Genomic DNA, 16181 nt, shown 5'->3' on the forward strand with positions numbered 1-16181 from the left:
AGCGTCATGGGTTTGGCGATGGTCGTTTGTCAGATTTGGGAGATTCTTCACCAAGCGACTCACGGACATCGGTTCGGAACAGGGTCATGTTCTGTGTCGTCAAATTTCGGTGAGGCCGAGACTGTACTCGAGTGCGGTATCGACCTCGTCCAGCCGCTCTTGTGGAATCGAGCCGAGATTCTCGGTGATTCGGTGCTCGATAGAGATGGTTCGAATCTGGCTACAGAGTGCAACTGAGTCTTCCTGGAGCGCACACTCCTCCGCTGGGACGAGCACTTCGAACGGGTAGCGTTGCTCGCCGAACGAGGTGGTAAACGGAACGACGATCGTTGTTGGCGCGTTTGCATTCCCGACGTCGTTCTGTACGACGAGACACGGACGTGTTCCCCGTTGTTCGGACCCCTGGGTCGGGTCGAGTTCGACGATAACGACGTCTCCACGACGGACAGACGTGGCCATCCGCTACCACTCTGGGGCATCGCCCAGGTGGTCGTCAGCCTCCGTCGAGACCCCCGCAAGTTCGTCAGCGAGCTCTCGGCTCCGTTGAGCACGCTGACGATATCCCTCAGCCAACTCTTCACGGGTGACCGGTCGCTCGATAACGATCTTTCCGGCCTCTTCGTGGATCACGATGTCGTCTCCGCCCGAGATTCCGAACCGTTCTCGGAGCTCCTTGGGGATCGTCACTTGGCCGCGTTTCCCGACCTTCCGACGTTCGGCCTCACTCATACGTATTCATATCGTATTCATACTAGTAAACCCTTCGGGTAGCAGGCAGTCAGTACGACCCCCTGTCTGACCGACCGTGATGAAACCCGTATCGTTCGATATACTGCCCGAGGGATATCCGGCATCAGCAGAGCTGGCGTTCTGGAGTGGTTCCGATCCGGCCGTAACACGCCTCACGTCCGGAAACCGGTTCGACCAACCCACACACCTACAGCGGAGCTCCCGCACTCGAATGGGTATCTGGACGGGACTGTGGCCCTCTTGGCTCCTATATCGACGCTGCCAGCTCGCGCACTGACTCACGGTTGTTACGCACAGTAACCGCACAGACGCCCGCAGCAGCCGCAATCTCGGCTTGCTGGACGGCCACACCATGCTCAGTCGCCGCCGAGAGGAGACAGGCTGCGGCGAATCCCGCGGGATGTTTCCCCGCGCTCACCCCCGTTTCGTGGGCACGCACAGCGACCTCCGTTGCTCGGGAGACGACTGCCTGGGGTAGCTTGATATCGGCTGCGATGGGACCAATGAACTCACTCGGAGAGCGGGGTGGAATCGGCAACCCGAGTGTCTCGTTGAGTGTGCGATAGCAGTTCAGCACCCGGCGCTCGGAGACGTGCGCGCATTCGGTTAGCTCCGCTAGCGAGCGGGTGATACCTGCGAGGCGACAGCAGGCATACACACAGCCGGCGGCCATTCCTTCGATCGAGCGCCCACGGAGGAGGTCTTCCCCCTGCGCACGCCGGAACAGCGTACTGGCCTGTTCTCTGAGTGAGCGGGGCAGATCAAGTGCGGCAGTCAGCCGGGCGATATCGACCAAGCCGTGAGTGAGGTTCCGTTCGGCTTTCGATCCCCATCGCCCGCGGCTGTGCTGTCGCCGGAGCCGAGAGAGCTGTCGTCGTTTCTTGTCGGACAGGTGGGTACCACGGCTATCAACTGCCCGCCCGATCTCCGAGGAGATACCTCTGTCGTGGCGCGTTGCCGTTGACGGGGGCCCAGTCCGCTTTCCCGAGCGGTCAGCCTCCGAGTCTGTCCACGCCGTTGCACCGTGATCGAGATAATAGCTATCGACGATGAGGCCACATGCCTGACAACTTGTCTCTCCGCCATCTGTTTCTAGCTCGCCGGGACACTCTGGACAGGTTGTCCCCGTAATCGTTTGCCCGGTCCCTTCGTCGAAGCCGCGTTCGTAGACGTTTCTGGTACTCATTGGACTCACGCAAGGCCGTGTTGTTCGTGCAGGCCCCGCACCCGTCAGGGGCCAAAAAATACGGGCGGTGCGTTACCGGGGGCTGTGGGATGCATAGCAACGAGTCAGTCGCTTCCGTGGGTATGCGGACCCACCGGAACAGCTTTATGACACAATTGATTACATTTGATTACAACATGCCAGTCCTCCTCGAAGATTACGACGCAGAGATAGACCTTCGACCAGGCACGACGAAGTCAGACATCGTGGTGTACCTGTATCAAAACCCCGAGTGGGGGTACTCGCCACAAGAAATCAAAGAAGCGCTTGATATTCCCCGAGGGACCGCTACAACCACGCTCAAACGTCTCTATGATGAGGACTACATCGGAAAAACTGACGACGGGTACTACCATGCCCTCGGTGAACGAGACGACATCCGACGGTATGTCGCAAATCTGAATCAAGCACACCGGATGTTCGGTCACCACCGCGATACGGATGCCCAACCCGAAGAACCCGAAACAAAAATCGGTGAGGATCGCACCGACGAGGAACTTGACGCAGAACTCGCAGAGCTGGAAGACAGCGTCGATAAATAAAGCATTTGGCTGTATCGGTCACGGTAGCGCTGCTAGGCATTGAGCGGGTATTGCTGAATACACAGTACGTTTTGCTCACGTGGAGAGAGACTAATCGTCATCAGCGGTGTAGGCCCCTCCGCGTCGCTTGGTTCGAGCGACGACGAGCTGTTGGTCGCTCTGTCGAAAGATCACAGAGAGCCGGAATTCGCCGATACGGATCTTCTTGTAGGGGCTGTTTTCCAGTGGTTCGCCGTAGTCTGGCGGATCCCGCCACGGGGAAGTAACGATTTCGTCGAGTTTGTCGAGGATACGGTCTTGCTCTGCGGCTGAGAGTGCGTCAAGGTCGGCCTGTGCTTTCGAAGAGAGTTCCCATGTCCACTCCTCGTCACTCATCGTCCGTCCCGAACCGCTCGCGGGCCTCGTCGGCGCTCATTGTCTTCCCCTCGCGGATGTCCCCTTCGGCTTCGAGGAGAGCGATAAGTTCGTCGCGGTCGAACGTCGGAAACTCGATGGCATCTCGGAGCGTATAGCGAATGAATTCGCTTCGACTGTTGAAGCCACGGCCTTGCCAGGTGTCGTCGATCTGTTCGAGGAACGATTCAGTGGCTTTGAAATTCACCGTCACGATATCGTCCTCACCGTTTCCTTCTGTAGTTGTTTCAGACACACCATGGTAACACGTTCGTCTTACCAATAGTCGTTTCGACGAAATCCGCTTTCGTGACTCGGTGCTGCATCTACCCCCGTATCTCATCGGACGAACCTGCAGTCTTCTACAGAGACTTCATTCGAAAACCCCCTAGCGGGCGACTCTCGCGCGTTCGTATCCAATAAGGGCACTCAGGTGCTACGGCAGCATTGAGAGTTCGGCGATCGTCACTGTTGCCGCGTCCGTGACGGTCCGCCAGTCAGCACCCCCCTGGACTCGAAACGAGAGGAGCGGTGGCTCGAAGTACCCCCGCAGGTCGTGGATACCGGTCCGGCGCACCCGGTCGCCGTCGAGGCGATACGTGACTGTCAGGGACGTCTCGGGGTCGAGCGAGTCGACGAGTGGCTCGTTGTTGCTCTCCGTGCCATTGCGGGTGACTTCGACGCGATCGGTCTCAGCGTAGGCGTCGGTGAGGAGCAACGAGCGCGCCATCGAGTCGCTCCCCTGTGGCGAGAGCGCGAGCAGTCCCAGGGGCCAGATCCCCGTGTTCCGGATCTGTATGGCACGGTCGCCGTCGTTGTCGATCGTCAGCGCCAGTTCGCCTGGGCTGTCGACGGTGACCGACGGGTCGGTGCGCTCGATATCGAGAGCGAGTGGGCCGTCGATCGAGACGACCGATGTCGACTCTATCTTGTATTCGGTCCGTCCCAGACAGCCGGCCGTCCCCAGCACCGACGCGCTCGCAAGCCCCAGGAACGCTCTGCGGTTCACGACTCTGCCCCCCTTGCCCCGATCGCGTCGTCAGTCAGTTCGAGGAAGATATCTTCGACCGTCGCGTCGCCCTCGAGGCCGGCGTCGGCCCTGAGCGCCTCGGGTGTCCCCTCGGTGACGAGGTGACCCTGATGGAGGATGCCGAGTCGGTCACAGACCAGTTCGACCTGGCCGAGCACGTGACTGGAGAAAAAGACCGTCGCGCCGCGGTCGGCCTTTGCGTGGACGACCTCTCGGACCATCTCGACGCCGTGGGGGTCGAGCCCGGTGAATGGTTCGTCGAGGATCAACAGCTCCGGGTCGCCGACGAGCGCCATCGCGAGGGCGAGTCGCTGCTCCATGCCCTGTGAGAAGCTGCCGGCGGCGTCGTCGACGACATCGCCGAGTCCGACCCGCTCCAGCAACGTTTCTGGTGCCGTCTCGACGCCCTTGGTGTCGGTCACGAGCGCGACGTGCCGGCGTGCCGAGAGACCATCGTACGTCTCGAAGCGGTCGGGGAGGATGCCGACGCGCTGGTGGAGCGAAACGACCTCGTCCCACGGATCGTAGCCGAGGACGGTCGCTTCGCCGGCCGACGGACGGAGGTAGTTCATCAGGAGGTTGATCGTCGTCGACTTCCCTGCGCCGTTCGGGCCGAGAAAGCCATAGACGGTCCCGGACTCGACGGTGAGGTCAAGGCTGTCGAGTGCGACTGTCGAGCCGTAGCGCTTCGTCAGGCCGGCACACTCGATCGCGGGTGCGGTCACACCAGATCACCCCGTTCGAACGCGTAGCGAGCCAGGCCGAGCGGTCCGAGAAGCCAGGCAACCAGCACGAGGAGGGCGACCCACTCCTGGAGATAGAACGGGACCGCTCCTGGGTCGAACGCCGTCTCGACGACGAGGGCGTTGATATTCGATCCCGGCGCGCGCTTGGTCAGGACACTGGAATACGGTGCCGCAGAGTTGCCAACACCCAGCAGCCAGTTGCTGACGACGTTGTAAGCGCCAGTGGGCGACAGCCGATGGAGCAAGAACAGTGGCCCACTCGCGGGGGGATTATATGGATTGACCGGCTGTCCGGTCAGTTGTCCGTAGAGGGAGTTAGCGAGCAGACTCCAGAACAGGACAAACGGGAGGAAGAACCCGCCGATCAGCGCGCCCGTCGCCCGGACGGCAGTGGTGCTCACAGCCGAGAGCGCCACGGCTACCGAGACGAGGACGGCGACGTACAGCAGCGTCACGAGGACGACGCTGACGTAGGTGAGGACGTCGAACAGCCCGAACCTGAACAGTCCGACGGCGGTCAGTACGCCGATACCGAGCAGGACGACACCGCCGATCCCGGCGGCCCGCCCGACGACCTTTCCGGTGAGGACGTCCGTCCGCGTCAGTGGCAACCCGAGGACGAACTTGAGGCTGCCGGTGGTTCGCTCACCGACGATCGACTGGAAACTCAACAGTAAGATCCCAAGTGGTGGGATCGCCAGCGCGACGTACTGGACGAACGCGATCGTCAGGCCGGGGCCGAGCCCGTCCCAACCGACGTACGAGGGGCGATAGCCCCAGAGAGCGATCAGGACGACCAGCGCCCACGACCCCTTGGAGGTGAGGATCGTGCGACACTCCTTGCGAGCAAGCGGGAACCAACGCATCGTCTCGGGCGTTCTCTACGGCTGCCATTAGTAGTGATGATCTCCTGACCTGTCGCGACGCCCGCTTGCGGATCACCGGCCTCGACCACCATCTTTCTCCTTCCGCGCGATGACGGCAATGAGTGGGTCGCTTCCTGGGGTCTCGCTGACGACATCTACGACCGGCAACCCGCCCGCCTCGCAGTAGGATTCGACCAGTGACCGACGCTCGTCCATGCTGGCAGCCCGCCAGGCCCGGATCGCTTTCGTCGGGAACAGCCGGTTGGTGAAACTCACTACCAGGACGCCGCCTGGTGTGAGGACTCGGGCGAACTCCGCGAACACGGCAGCGGGATACTGGAGGTACTGGACCGACAGCGCACAGAGGACAGCATCGAAGGCCTCGTCGGTCAGGGGGAGCGTCTGGTCCGTATTGAGATCCTGGACGAACCATTCGTCGAGTGCGTCGTTCGCGGCGAGTTCGGCCTCGTTGAGTCCGTGGCCGACGACGCGTTCGAACTGGATATCCGGGAGGTGAGACACCCAGCTTCCCATCGCGTCGAAGACGTGGTCGCCGGGCGAGAGGACCGATGCGTACACGTCGGTGAGGCGAGCCAGGAAGGCACCGTCGGCGTGAGTCACGAACCGCGGGCTGTCGTAGAAGACGTCGTCCGGGCCCGAATCGAGCTTGGATCGGTCACTGTCCGAGAGCACACTCTCCATAGGAGCGCCACGGCCATGAGCCACTCGCCGCCTCAGTATGACCGTATTTGTGTACTGAAGTCCAACTACGCGTATGGGACTCACGACCGACCTCGTCAACGGCATCGTCTCACTGGTCATCAGCGTCGCCATCACCGTCGCGATGGCCGACGAAGACGACGGCCCCTACGACCTGAGTGACATGGCACTGGCTGTCGCGATCACGGGATTCCTCTCGGGCTTCTTTACCAGTTATTCCGCGAAGTGAGCCTCACCCATAGACCTGTCCGAGTGCTGCGAGCGTCCAGACGAGGACGTGCGCACCAACGACTGGGACGAACGTCAGCCGTCGTCGGCACACCGCGGAGGTATTCACTCGACCGGATCTGAGACGGTGAGCCAGTCGACCTGATCGCCAAGTCGTTTGAGACCTGTATCGTGGGTCCATAGTTTACAGATTCCGTGTCGATCCATCGCTGCGACGACTGTCGCATCACGACCACCGATTCCTGTGTCTGAGTGAGTGTCGAGAAGGTCCGCAGCAACGGCGACATCCTTCTCTGTCAGGTCTGTCACCTTGGTATCCTCGATATTGAGAAACCGGTCGATCGCTGTCTGGCTCTCGGCAAGTTGTTTCCGGAGGTAGTGAACGACCTCCATCTGTAGGACAGTGGTCATAAACAGTGGTTCGTCGGCGAGGAGAGAGCTAATGGGATCACGAACCATCTCGTGTTCGGCCAGTTCTGCGTCCAGATAGTAGATCCAAATATTTGCGTCGAGGCAGTGCATCGCTCAGGACGAGTTGGGCAGATCAGATGTCCAGTCAGATTTGATATCTTCGGGAGTGAGTGTTCCCGCCGATTCACGCCTGGTTTCGTCGTCGATGCAGCCCTGCATCGTCTGTATGAACTCCTCACGCGAAATCTGCGGACGGATCACCACTGCCTCGTCTTCGATGTCGATATCGACCTGTTCGCCGGGATCGATGTTGAGCCGGTCTCGAATCGATTTGGGGATCGTGATCCTGCCTTTCCTGTCGATTCGACGCTTGTCGTGTTCTGAACTCATCCTGTATTTCCCACTACGGTGGGAATTGACATATACATTGGTACCGAACACAGCTCGGATCCCTGTTGTCGAACGTGAGCATGAGCCTGCGAGTCTTGCGGTTTCCGTGACTTCGACCTTCGGTGGGGGAAATCCTGCGGTTTTCGAATGGGAAGCATGGAATGCGGCGACAGGTCTTTGAGTACCACTGGCGTACCACAGCACATGGGGACGGACGCAGGCGACGACGGCGATATGGTCAAGTTGAATGTCAAGGTCCCAAAGCGACTGTTAGAGGAACTGGACGAACTGGCCGACGAGCTGAACTACACGAACCGCTCGGAGTTCGTTCGTGAGGTGTTGCGCGATACCACGGAACCGATATTGACGCCCGGCGCGCAGGAAGGCGTCTCGAAGGGCTACGCGGACGTTGCAGCGGGGCGGACGATGTCGACGGATGAAGCTCGCGACCGCCTCGGTCTCGACGAGGAGTGAGGACCGACCAGTGGCTCACGAGGTCGTCCTGACGGAGACGGTGGTCGAAACGCTGGAGCAGTTCGAACCGACGGATACCGATCGAATCATCACCAAACTGGAGGAGATCGGCGACTTTCCGGACTATTTTCTCGACCGGCTGAAGAACCATCCTGGGTACAAGCTCCGCGTCGGTGACTTCCGAATTCTGATAGATTGGGATAAGGAAAACGAGGTTCTCTATGCTATCGATGCGTTCAAGCGGAAAACCGAGTACCGCGAACTCGGCAAATACCGTGAGGTATGGGGATCGTGGCGAGACGATCTGGAGGAGACGAAAGACGGTGACGACTGAGAAAGATGACGAAGCTGACCTGATGTCTTCGTGGCGCGCGTGTGGAACGGCCAGTAGGCCGTGACCACGTGCGAGGGGCGTCCGAGCGCAGCGAGGACGACGGCTGGGGAGGGACTGGCGAATAAAAAAGAGAGACCGCTGTACCTATCTCCCCGAGTTCTCTCGCTCCGGGAACTCGATGCGACTCCAGCCCGTCAGCGCCACCGAGAGGCGTCCTTCGTACCAACTCATGGCGACCGCCCGGAATCTGACGCGCTCGCCGTCTCGAACCCGCGGCTGCTTCGAGGCCCGCCAGACCGTGAACTTCGTCGTCCCGGACTCGTCTTCGATCAGTCCCACCTGAGCGATCGCTCGCGTGCTCGGCTTCCAGAGCGTCGTGATTCGCCCCTCGATGCACACTTCCTGTTGGTTCACGTCGCCCAGTTTCCCGATCGGAACGATGGTTCCCGGTGCGAGCCACTCAGCTTCGGTGACTGCTACCGATGCATCCACGAGATCCGCGCCGTCTGCCAGCCGCCGAGCCAGTCGCTTCGAGAGCGCCGCCGGGGTCGTTCCCGTCCTGATTCGTTTGCTGATTCTCGCTGCCTGTTCGTTCACTGCTGCTAACTCCGCTTGTGCCATCTCTGCTCGGGGGTCCACCCTCTCTGGGTCCACCCACGGGTCCACGCTCGCTGCACGCTTGCCGAACGCCCGCCGTCGTGCCTGCTGTCCAGCCGCGACACGCTCTCGCGTCCGAACCTCTCTGTCCGAGTCCTGCCTGTGGTCCCACCGGCGTCGCGTCCGCTCGATCTCCGCCTCGCGTGCTGCCAGTCGTTCCTCCGTCTCCAGGGTCAGTCCCCGTCCACACGCTTCGAAGTGGTTCGTGTCCACCGTCGCCTGTCGCTCCTGGATCACTGAGGGTCGGAGTTCCACCCGCTCCGCTCTGGTGATCTCTTCCCCATCCGCCGTTTGTTCGTCGTGCGAAACTTCATATCGAATCGAGTTCTCAGTACTCATTGCAATCCTCGAAGGCGCCCACTCAGCGTCTTCACTGCTTTCCACGACTCTCCAGCCGTGGCTCTCCATCTCGCGACAGGCTCTCGCGTGCTGGCCGCGCCTTCATGCGCCCGGAGGGCGCGGCCAGCGCGCGCCGTCGAGAACTACCCTACCAGCACCGCGCGCCCGGCCAGCCCGGCCGAGCGGCCAGTTTCACGCCGCTTTCGCGTCTGAGGCCCGGTCGAGCCGGTGCGAGGCCGGGCGAGGACCGAAAGCGCACGTGATACTGGCGTCCCGAAAGGGCGAGCGAGGAGCACAGCGAACGCGTTCGCTGTGACCCGGGCGTCGGCTGGGCGAGCGGGGCGGACCGTGACGTCTGTTTTGGGACTCTCTGTTTCTAGTGCCTACCCACGAGGATTCCATTCTGCACGGACAGGAAGCCACGCTCACTGCCGGTCATACAACTGGCTATGGGTGGGGATGAAAGGGGCGGCTGGCTCCGGGAAGACGGCCGATGCAAGGACCGCAACGTAGTGAGGACCGCAGCGAGGCCCTCGACCGGAGCCAGCCGGGGCTTTCTGGCTGTTTGAGCGTCGATCAGCTCACCTAAACACCACCTTCCAGGTAAACGAGAGTTATGCAGTCGATAATATGATCTTGCACATAGCGATGAGTCTCCACACCGAACGATGGCGAGGACGGCTGCGTCGACCTACTGTCGTTCCCACAACGATTCGATGCGTTCCTCTACCCGGCCAAGGACGAGTCGGCACATGTCGCGATGGTCTACCGGCCACTGTGCATCCGTTGCGTCGGAGCGGCTGGCGTTTGGCGAGGGGTGAAAGTGATCGCGTGAGTTGTGGCTGCTTGGATGGCGATCCCACCGACACTTCCAGACGCCGTCCTCGCGCTCTTCTTGATACTGGAAATTGAAATCATCGTTGCGGTACCAGCGAATCTCCACCCAGGCAGCTGTCTCCCCTGGATAGTACTCACTGGCGAATTCAGCACGGAGACAGAGCTTCCCCTCCTCGATAACCGCTACTGATTCGAACAATCGATGGCCACGGAAGCGAGACCGTATCCGCTCCACCACCGACCGGTCAATTGGCGCGGGACTCGCACCATCGCCTGCGGGCACCATCGTCAGCCCAGCGAGGAAGCGGCCGCACTGGCTGCTTTCCTCCGGGCGCGTTCGTGGAGCCGACGCTCCTCGATAGCGGTGGCCCAGTCACCCAAATCAACGTATACCTCGTTGACTTGCTCCGCGTCGAATTCGAGGACATCGACTTCGGCGGGCGAGTCAACGCCGTAGGTCGTACGGTATGTCTCGATCTTCTCAGTCAGTTCCGACACTCTGGTCTGTAACTCCTCAACAGTGTGGCTCTTTGCTAACTCGTTCACTCGCCGCCACTCGAAGTAGTCATCATTGCGCTCGTATCTGACCGGCCGACCGTCGTGCTGGATGACGATGCCGAGATCAGTGTAGAAGGAGAGGTGTGTCCGGGCTGCCTCCTCCGAACAGTCTGCCCGCTCGGCGATCTCGGCTGCCGTCATCGAGTCGCGAGCATGCAACACTGCACCGTATATCCGCTGTTTCGTATCTTCGCCTTCGAACGGAGTGTCAAACGGCGGTGGGCCGTCGTGGCTCGCGTTGTCCGTCATAGGTGAACTACCGGCCGCCACACACATATATCTTCTTTATCCAATATATATGGTTCACTCGCTCAGCGCGGTGACGACATCCCCAACGGAGAAGAGCCGAAGGTCGTCGCGGTCTGTGGCCGCCTCTTCGACGGATGGGTTGAACCCGCTTCGAGAGAAGAGTGCATACCGCTCTGTTCGGTCTCCTCCGTCCGATGGCGTCCAGCGGAGCTCCTCGACGTGATCTTCGAGCTTCGAGAGCGCATCGTATCCGAGCGGTGACTGTTGGAACTTGCATTCCCCGGCGATCAGTGTCCGTTCGTGGGTGAAGCCGACAACGTCGATTTCGTGCTCGCCGTACCACCACTGTCCAGTCTGCGTGATGGTGTACTCGGGATACAGGGTTCGAAGTGCCGAACAACACAACGCTTCGAACGATCGACTCACGAAATCCGGTAATTCGGGCTCGATGAGCGTCTCATAGGCTTCTGCCCCGAGTTCGTCGTATCGTTCGTCGGTCCCGTAGACGAAGCGGAACCAGAACCGAACGAACGAATCCCGGATACGGTATCGACTGCGCTTGCTCCGCTCTTTTTGCTCGGTAATGGGGACGTGCTGGTCGACGAGCCGGAGGCGAGATAGTCGATCGAGATATTTCGAGAGCTGGTTATACTCGATTCCCGTCGTCCCCGCGATTTCGTTACGACTTGTACTTCCGCCGGCGATGGCTTCCAGGATCGAAAAGTACCGCGTCGGCGTCGTCAACTCCATTCGAAGGACGTAATCCGGTTCGTTGTGCAGCGTGCCGTGACGTGAGAGTATCGTCCGCTGGATATTTTCCCCCAGCGTTGCCTCGGGTGACACTTCCTCGAGATAGTACGGGACACCACCGAACACACCCCAGGTGAGGACCTGCTCGTCAGCGGTGTACGCGTCGTCGAAGAACGCCATGGCAGCGTCGAAGGGGAGCTGTCTGATATCGAGTTTCAGCGACGACCGACCGTATAGCGGGCTGTTGCCCAGCAGTGCGGCCTCCTCCATCATACTGATCGACGAGCCGACGAGGACGAACGTCGCAGCAGACTCGTCGAGTTCGTAATCGAACATCGCCTGAAGCACGGACGGGAGACTTTCGTCCTGTTCGACGAGATACGGGAACTCGTCGAGGACGACAAGCGCGTCCTGCTCGGCGAGATACCCGAGCACTTCTTCCCAGTCTTCCCGTATCCGAGTCACACCGGGATACGACTCCGAAGCCACATCGATGAACTGCGCAAGCTGGAGGGCACTCGTTTTTTGTTTTGCCTGATAGACGACGGCGTCGTCGTACTCAGTGAGAGACTGTTTGATGAGGGCTGTCTTGCCGAGTCGTCGTCGACCGTATACGACCGCGAGCTCGGCTTCGTCTGACTCGTAGAGCGCGTGAAGCCGAGAGAGCTCTTCAGTTCGGTTAACGAAGACTGTCATAGTTCTCATAGCCGATCTGCAATTATAGTACTTTGGATAATCGTACTTCAAAGTATGATACTTCAAAGTATTATTGTCGGGTACATGTTCCGCCCGCACCGGTGCCACCAGCACTCCACCTAACTCCCCATCCACAGCAGTATTTATGCCATCACCTGACGTGGTGTAGTCGTTCATCGATGGGAGACGCCGCCACCCCGACAGCACCCGACCTCCCGGTCACAGCCGAGGACACCGATACGTATCTCCGGATTCAGCCAGCACTCGATCCGCTCGATCCATCGGTGGTCGAGACACAGCTCCGGCGCTTGCACCGTCTCGACACACAGTCCGACACGACGTGGTTCACATCGCTCTTCGAGACGACATCGACCCCGACGATCGAGTGGCTGCTCGTCGGGACCGACCAGCGGCTGACCTACTACGTTCGGACGGACCGACCGGATACGATCGACCCACTCGAACGCCTCCTCCGTGGGCTCTTTCCCGACAGCTACCGGTTCGAACGAGTCCAGCTGCGACGCGAGATCCTCCTCGAACCGATTCGGACTGCATCCGCACAGGGAGAGACGCAGCCGCCTGTTGGCGTCGAGTACGTCCGTCGCTGTCCTGCCCACCCGAAAGACTGGCAGACCACGCTCACTCCATTCGAAGCGCACTACGACGCCGAGACAGCCCGTATCCCCCTCGCAGGCATCGTCGAGACGATCGCCACCAGCACTGCGCCGATCGTCGTTCAGGTCCTCGTCCGTGCTCGGCCTGACTGGTCACTCCAGCGCGAGGAACGCCGCCTGGCCCTTGAAACCCGGACGGACACGCTGGGCGGAAAGATCGTGAACACGCTCTTTGGTCCACCGGACGACGAGGAGGGCCTGGAACTCCCCAGGCCGGACGAGCACCGTCTCGCCGAACTCGACGAGCGAGAGCCACGCTACTCCTTCGACGTGAACGCCCGGGCACTCGTTGGGGAGGTCTCGTCCCAGGCGAGTCACCAGACGTCGACGGATATCGCTAATGACCTCACGACGGCGTTCACGGGGGTCTCGCATACCACCTACGAGATCAGGGGACAGCTCCGAACCGGGAGCGCACGGAATCGACTGGAAGTTGCCGTCCGCGACGCCTCTTTCCGCGATGAAACAGGCCTCACCAGCCGTCTCGGGATAGCCAGACGGAATCATCCGTGCCTCGTCGCCGACGCCCGCGAGGTCGGAAACTTCTGCCTGCTCGACGGGGCAGCCCTGACCGCGTCTGGGCGACGCCTCGTCGACTCGACGCCCGTCGAACGCCAGCCCCTCTCGCTCCCACCGGCGACGACGCTTCGCCGGTACCACTCCCCCGGACTACCCATCGGCCAGCCACTGACAAGTGACGGCAACCCGACACCACGGCCGATCTCGTTGCCGCCCGCTCTCCAGTCGCTCCACGTCGCCTGGTTCGGCAAGACCGGATCAGGAAAGTCGACCGCCCTGGAGAGCGCGCTCCTCGAAAACCACGTCGGGACCGACGGCGCGGACATCCTCATCGACGGGAAAGGCGACGGCATGCCCCTGGAGTATCTGCGCATCCACTACGAGCGCTTCGGGACGCTGGAGAACGTGCTGTACTTCGACTGTGCAGAGCTTCTTCCCGCCTTCTCGTTTTTCGATATCCGCGACGAACTCGATCGAGGTATCGACCGGACGGCGGCTGTCGAGGACCGAGTCGACCACTACGTCGAGATACTCAGTCAGCTGATGGGCCGTGAGCGCTTCGAGCAGGCAGTCCGCTCGCCGGACATCATCCGCTACATGGTCAAGGCCATGTTCGACCCGGTCAGCGGTTCGGACGCCTTCAGTCATCGCGACCTGCATGGCGCGATCCAGGAGATGCACGACCGATCCAGCGCGCCGCCGGTCTCGGATGGCGACCTCGAACGGATGCTCGCCGGCGTCGTCGCGAACCGTGCCCGCACGTTCGACGAGATAATGCAGGGCGTGGCAAACCGCGTCGAGAAGATCCCCGTAAACCCGCGTCTTGCCCGGATCTTCAATCACGTTCCTGAGACGACAGCGGACGGCGAAGCGACCGAGGAGCCGCAGTTCGACCTCGTGGACTATCTGGATGAGGACGTCGTCGTCATCTTCGATCTGGGCGGCCTCCGCAGCGAGTCCCAGCGAGCCCTGACGTTGCTCGTCCTCTCGAACCTCTGGTCCGCGCTGAAACGGCGAGCGCAGACCAATGCAGAGATGATTCCAGATACCTCGGCCGAAGTGCCCCAGGCTGAACCCTCTGAAGAGGAGTCCCTGCCACTGGTCAACCTCTACATCGAAGAGGCAGCGAGCGTCGCCGACTCGTCACTACTCTCGGAGTTGCTCTCGCAGGCTCGCAGCTTCGGCTGTGGCGTCACCCTTGCCATGCAGTTCCCGGCACAGCTCCGCGAACGGAGCCAGCGGGCCTACCTGGAGGTCCTGAACAACGTCTCGACGATCGTCTCGGGGAACGTCGCCGTCGACAACCACCTCGCGAAGCGGCTCTCCACCGACGAGATGGACCCCGCCGCGGTCGCGACACGTTTGCGTGCACTCCGGCGTGGCGAGTGGCTCGTCTCCCTCCCAGCAGCGTTCGATACCGACGAACCTCACCCCTTTCTAGTTCGCTCGCTCACGCCACCACGAGGCCATCCTGCAGCGCCGCGGACGCCAGGACGACCTGGATTCGGTACTGCCGTCCAGCAAGGGCAGCGCCGGCTCGAAACCACGGCGGCACTCGGCCTCATCGAACCCAGTTCAGTTGACGAGGAAGGGCAAGCCGAGGAGACACCCGACCGCGTCGACAGCGCCCTACCGTATACGAACCGGCTGCCGCCGACCGTCAGCTACGACGACGATATCCACGGACTGGCCTGTCGAGAGTGTGAGAGTCGCTACGACCCAGACAACTCGGGGATGCGGCGGGCAATCGAATGTTGTTCCAGCTTGGAGGCTGTCGACCGTGACGATATCCCCATCTGTGAGGTTAATCTGAAGCTTACTGCCGAGGAGCGTGCCGACGCCGAATTCGCCGATAGACAGCTCCTGTTCCTCCAGGCGGTCTACAACGCTCAGCAACTCCGCTACGACGACATCGAGTACGACATCGTCCACGACAGCATGCTCCGCCTGCAGGAGTACCTCGACGTCGAGAGCGAGGCGATACAGGACCTCTTGGACGCAGGGCTGCTCTCACACGACACGGACCGCCCCCACCGACTCTACACCGTCACGCCCGAGGGTCGCGGCACCATCGGCGAGCACTACCGCAAGGGCGTCGATTACGGCCACGGCAAGGGCGACCTTGAGGAGACCAGCCAGCACGTCGTCGCCGTCGAAGTCGGCCGCCGCTATCTGGAGACGACGTATGTGGACGATCCGGAGTCACCGGTCGTGACCGTCGTCCCTTACTTCGAACTCGACGAACGCGATACGACGGCCGTCCCCGCTGCCAGTGCCATGGGGACCGACTCCGGTGAATTGAAAGACGCTGCCAGCGAGTACGACCGCCACCGGATCGATGCCGTCGGTCTCGACGAGGACGGTCGCATCGTCGTCACCCTCGAAGCAGAGCGCGTCAACCACGACCTTCGGCGTGCTGTCCCCGAAGACTTCGACAAGATGGCTGCCTGTGATCCCGACGACGCGATCTGGGTGACTATGTCGCACTCCGAAGCTCACCGCGTCCTCGATGCGCTCAACGATCCCCTGGACGGTTCCCCCCGTATCGAGAAGACGTACGCCCAGAGCACGCCAGCCAGTGAGTTCCGTCTGGATACACCGGGCTGTACGGCGATGTATACCCTGGAGCAAGTGCGTGACATGGTCGACCGCGCATAGCTGGATTCTCGTGAGTGCCGTTGTTGGGCCACGTGGTGTCGCTTCCTTGGACGGCTCCCGGAGTCAGTCTATTGTGGCAATCTCCCTGCAGATACTCTGCGTGAGCCAACCTTGGATGGAATCCCCGCCAATGAG

At 61.1% G+C, this 16181-nt stretch carries 20 protein-coding genes; 5 read left to right on the top strand and 15 right to left on the bottom strand.

Annotation, left to right across the window (positions count from 1 at the left end; translation table 11 throughout):
* Nucleotides 1-99 precede the first annotated feature (99 nt).
* The 3 genes from P0204_RS12685 to P0204_RS21120 form a co-directional block, all read right to left on the bottom strand.
* Entirely contained in the window at nucleotides 100-459 is a 360-nt protein-coding gene (locus P0204_RS12685; RefSeq protein ID WP_276179742.1) for a type II toxin-antitoxin system PemK/MazF family toxin, read from the bottom strand.
* Nucleotides 460-462: 3 nt separating this feature from the next.
* On the bottom strand, nucleotides 463-729 hold the full coding sequence (locus P0204_RS12690) for an AbrB/MazE/SpoVT family DNA-binding domain-containing protein (protein ID WP_276179744.1): 267 nt from the start codon (nucleotides 727-729) through the stop codon (nucleotides 463-465).
* A gap of 268 nt (nucleotides 730-997) precedes the next feature.
* Entirely contained in the window at nucleotides 998-1936 is a 939-nt protein-coding gene (locus P0204_RS21120) for a transcription initiation factor IIB (protein ID WP_379801835.1), read from the bottom strand.
* Between the two features lie 176 nt (nucleotides 1937-2112).
* Here P0204_RS21120 and P0204_RS12700 point away from each other — a divergent pair, with 176 nt between their 5' ends.
* Entirely contained in the window at nucleotides 2113-2517 is a 405-nt protein-coding gene (locus P0204_RS12700) for a MarR family transcriptional regulator (protein ID WP_276179747.1), read from the top strand.
* A 90-nt stretch (nucleotides 2518-2607) separates the two neighbouring features.
* On the opposite strand, the gene P0204_RS12705 is transcribed toward P0204_RS12700, so the two are convergent.
* From P0204_RS12705 to P0204_RS12730, 6 genes are all read right to left on the bottom strand, one after another.
* Nucleotides 2608-2892, bottom strand: a complete 285-nt coding sequence (locus P0204_RS12705; RefSeq protein WP_276179750.1) for a type II toxin-antitoxin system RelE family toxin — start codon at nucleotides 2890-2892, stop codon at nucleotides 2608-2610.
* Nucleotides 2885-3166 carry a ribbon-helix-helix domain-containing protein gene (locus P0204_RS12710; protein WP_276179752.1) on the bottom strand — a complete coding sequence of 94 codons (282 nt, stop codon included), beginning with the start codon at nucleotides 3164-3166 and terminating at the stop codon, nucleotides 2885-2887. Before P0204_RS12710 ends, P0204_RS12705 begins: the two co-directional genes overlap by 8 nt.
* A gap of 180 nt (nucleotides 3167-3346) precedes the next feature.
* A complete protein-coding gene (locus P0204_RS12715; protein WP_276179755.1) occupies nucleotides 3347-3919 on the bottom strand; it encodes a DUF8130 domain-containing protein in 573 nt (190 codons plus the stop codon).
* The gene (locus P0204_RS12720; RefSeq protein WP_276179757.1) at nucleotides 3916-4665 is read right to left on the bottom strand and encodes an ABC transporter ATP-binding protein; all 750 of its coding nucleotides are present in this window, start codon (nucleotides 4663-4665) and stop codon (nucleotides 3916-3918) included. The genes P0204_RS12715 and P0204_RS12720 overlap by 4 nt, the downstream gene beginning before the upstream one ends.
* Nucleotides 4662-5552 (bottom strand): ABC transporter permease subunit, encoded by an 891-nt coding sequence (locus tag P0204_RS12725; protein WP_276179759.1) that lies wholly within the window; start codon nucleotides 5550-5552, stop codon nucleotides 4662-4664. The genes P0204_RS12720 and P0204_RS12725 overlap by 4 nt, the downstream gene beginning before the upstream one ends.
* A 72-nt stretch (nucleotides 5553-5624) precedes the next feature.
* Entirely contained in the window at nucleotides 5625-6254 is a 630-nt protein-coding gene (locus tag P0204_RS12730; RefSeq protein ID WP_276179761.1) for a class I SAM-dependent methyltransferase, read from the bottom strand.
* 73 nt (nucleotides 6255-6327) lie between these two features.
* Here P0204_RS12730 and P0204_RS12735 point away from each other — a divergent pair, with 73 nt between their 5' ends.
* Nucleotides 6328-6501 carry a hypothetical protein gene (locus P0204_RS12735; protein WP_276179763.1) on the top strand — a complete coding sequence of 58 codons (174 nt, stop codon included), beginning with the start codon at nucleotides 6328-6330 and terminating at the stop codon, nucleotides 6499-6501.
* 104 nt (nucleotides 6502-6605) lie between these two features.
* Here P0204_RS12735 and P0204_RS12740 read toward each other — a convergent pair whose 3' ends face one another.
* Together P0204_RS12740 and P0204_RS12745 are read right to left on the bottom strand one after the other, a co-directional pair.
* Nucleotides 6606-7022 carry a type II toxin-antitoxin system VapC family toxin gene (locus tag P0204_RS12740; protein WP_276179765.1) on the bottom strand — a complete coding sequence of 139 codons (417 nt, stop codon included), beginning with the start codon at nucleotides 7020-7022 and terminating at the stop codon, nucleotides 6606-6608.
* Nucleotides 7023-7025: 3 nt separating this feature from the next.
* The gene (locus P0204_RS12745; protein WP_276179767.1) at nucleotides 7026-7301 is read right to left on the bottom strand and encodes an AbrB/MazE/SpoVT family DNA-binding domain-containing protein; all 276 of its coding nucleotides are present in this window, start codon (nucleotides 7299-7301) and stop codon (nucleotides 7026-7028) included.
* 204 nt (nucleotides 7302-7505) lie between these two features.
* Between P0204_RS12745 and P0204_RS12750 the strand changes: the two genes are divergently transcribed.
* Nucleotides 7506-7775, top strand: a complete 270-nt coding sequence (locus tag P0204_RS12750) for a ribbon-helix-helix domain-containing protein (protein WP_276179769.1) — start codon at nucleotides 7506-7508, stop codon at nucleotides 7773-7775.
* 10 nt (nucleotides 7776-7785) lie between these two features.
* On the top strand, nucleotides 7786-8109 hold the full coding sequence (locus P0204_RS12755) for a type II toxin-antitoxin system RelE family toxin (protein WP_379801887.1): 324 nt from the start codon (nucleotides 7786-7788) through the stop codon (nucleotides 8107-8109).
* A 144-nt stretch (nucleotides 8110-8253) separates the two neighbouring features.
* On the opposite strand, the gene P0204_RS12760 is transcribed toward P0204_RS12755, so the two are convergent.
* The 4 genes from P0204_RS12760 to P0204_RS12775 all read right to left on the bottom strand — a co-directional run bounded on the left by P0204_RS12760 (nucleotide 8254) and on the right by P0204_RS12775 (nucleotide 12195).
* Nucleotides 8254-9105, bottom strand: coding sequence for a DNA-binding protein (locus tag P0204_RS12760; protein WP_276179773.1), 852 nt, complete (start codon nucleotides 9103-9105; stop codon nucleotides 8254-8256).
* A 691-nt stretch (nucleotides 9106-9796) separates the two neighbouring features.
* Nucleotides 9797-10141 carry a toxin-antitoxin system TumE family protein gene (locus P0204_RS21125; protein WP_379801837.1) on the bottom strand — a complete coding sequence of 115 codons (345 nt, stop codon included), beginning with the start codon at nucleotides 10139-10141 and terminating at the stop codon, nucleotides 9797-9799.
* Between the two features lie 89 nt (nucleotides 10142-10230).
* Complete coding sequence (locus P0204_RS12770; RefSeq protein ID WP_276179777.1) at nucleotides 10231-10749, bottom strand: DUF7342 family protein; 519 nt, start codon at nucleotides 10747-10749, stop codon at nucleotides 10231-10233.
* A 54-nt stretch (nucleotides 10750-10803) separates the two neighbouring features.
* Nucleotides 10804-12195: an ATP-binding protein gene (locus tag P0204_RS12775; protein ID WP_276223279.1), complete on the bottom strand. Its 1392-nt coding sequence runs from the start codon at nucleotides 12193-12195 to the stop codon at nucleotides 10804-10806.
* Between the two features lie 179 nt (nucleotides 12196-12374).
* On the opposite strand from P0204_RS12775, the gene P0204_RS12780 reads away from it, so the two are divergent.
* The gene (locus P0204_RS12780) at nucleotides 12375-16046 is read left to right on the top strand and encodes an ATP-binding protein (RefSeq protein ID WP_276179779.1); all 3672 of its coding nucleotides are present in this window, start codon (nucleotides 12375-12377) and stop codon (nucleotides 16044-16046) included.
* Nucleotides 16047-16181: the final 135 nt, after the last annotated feature.

Origin of the sequence: Haloarcula halophila (assembly GCF_029278565.1) — an archaeon.
Taxonomy (GTDB): Archaea; Halobacteriota; Halobacteria; order Halobacteriales; family Haloarculaceae; genus Haloarcula; species Haloarcula halophila.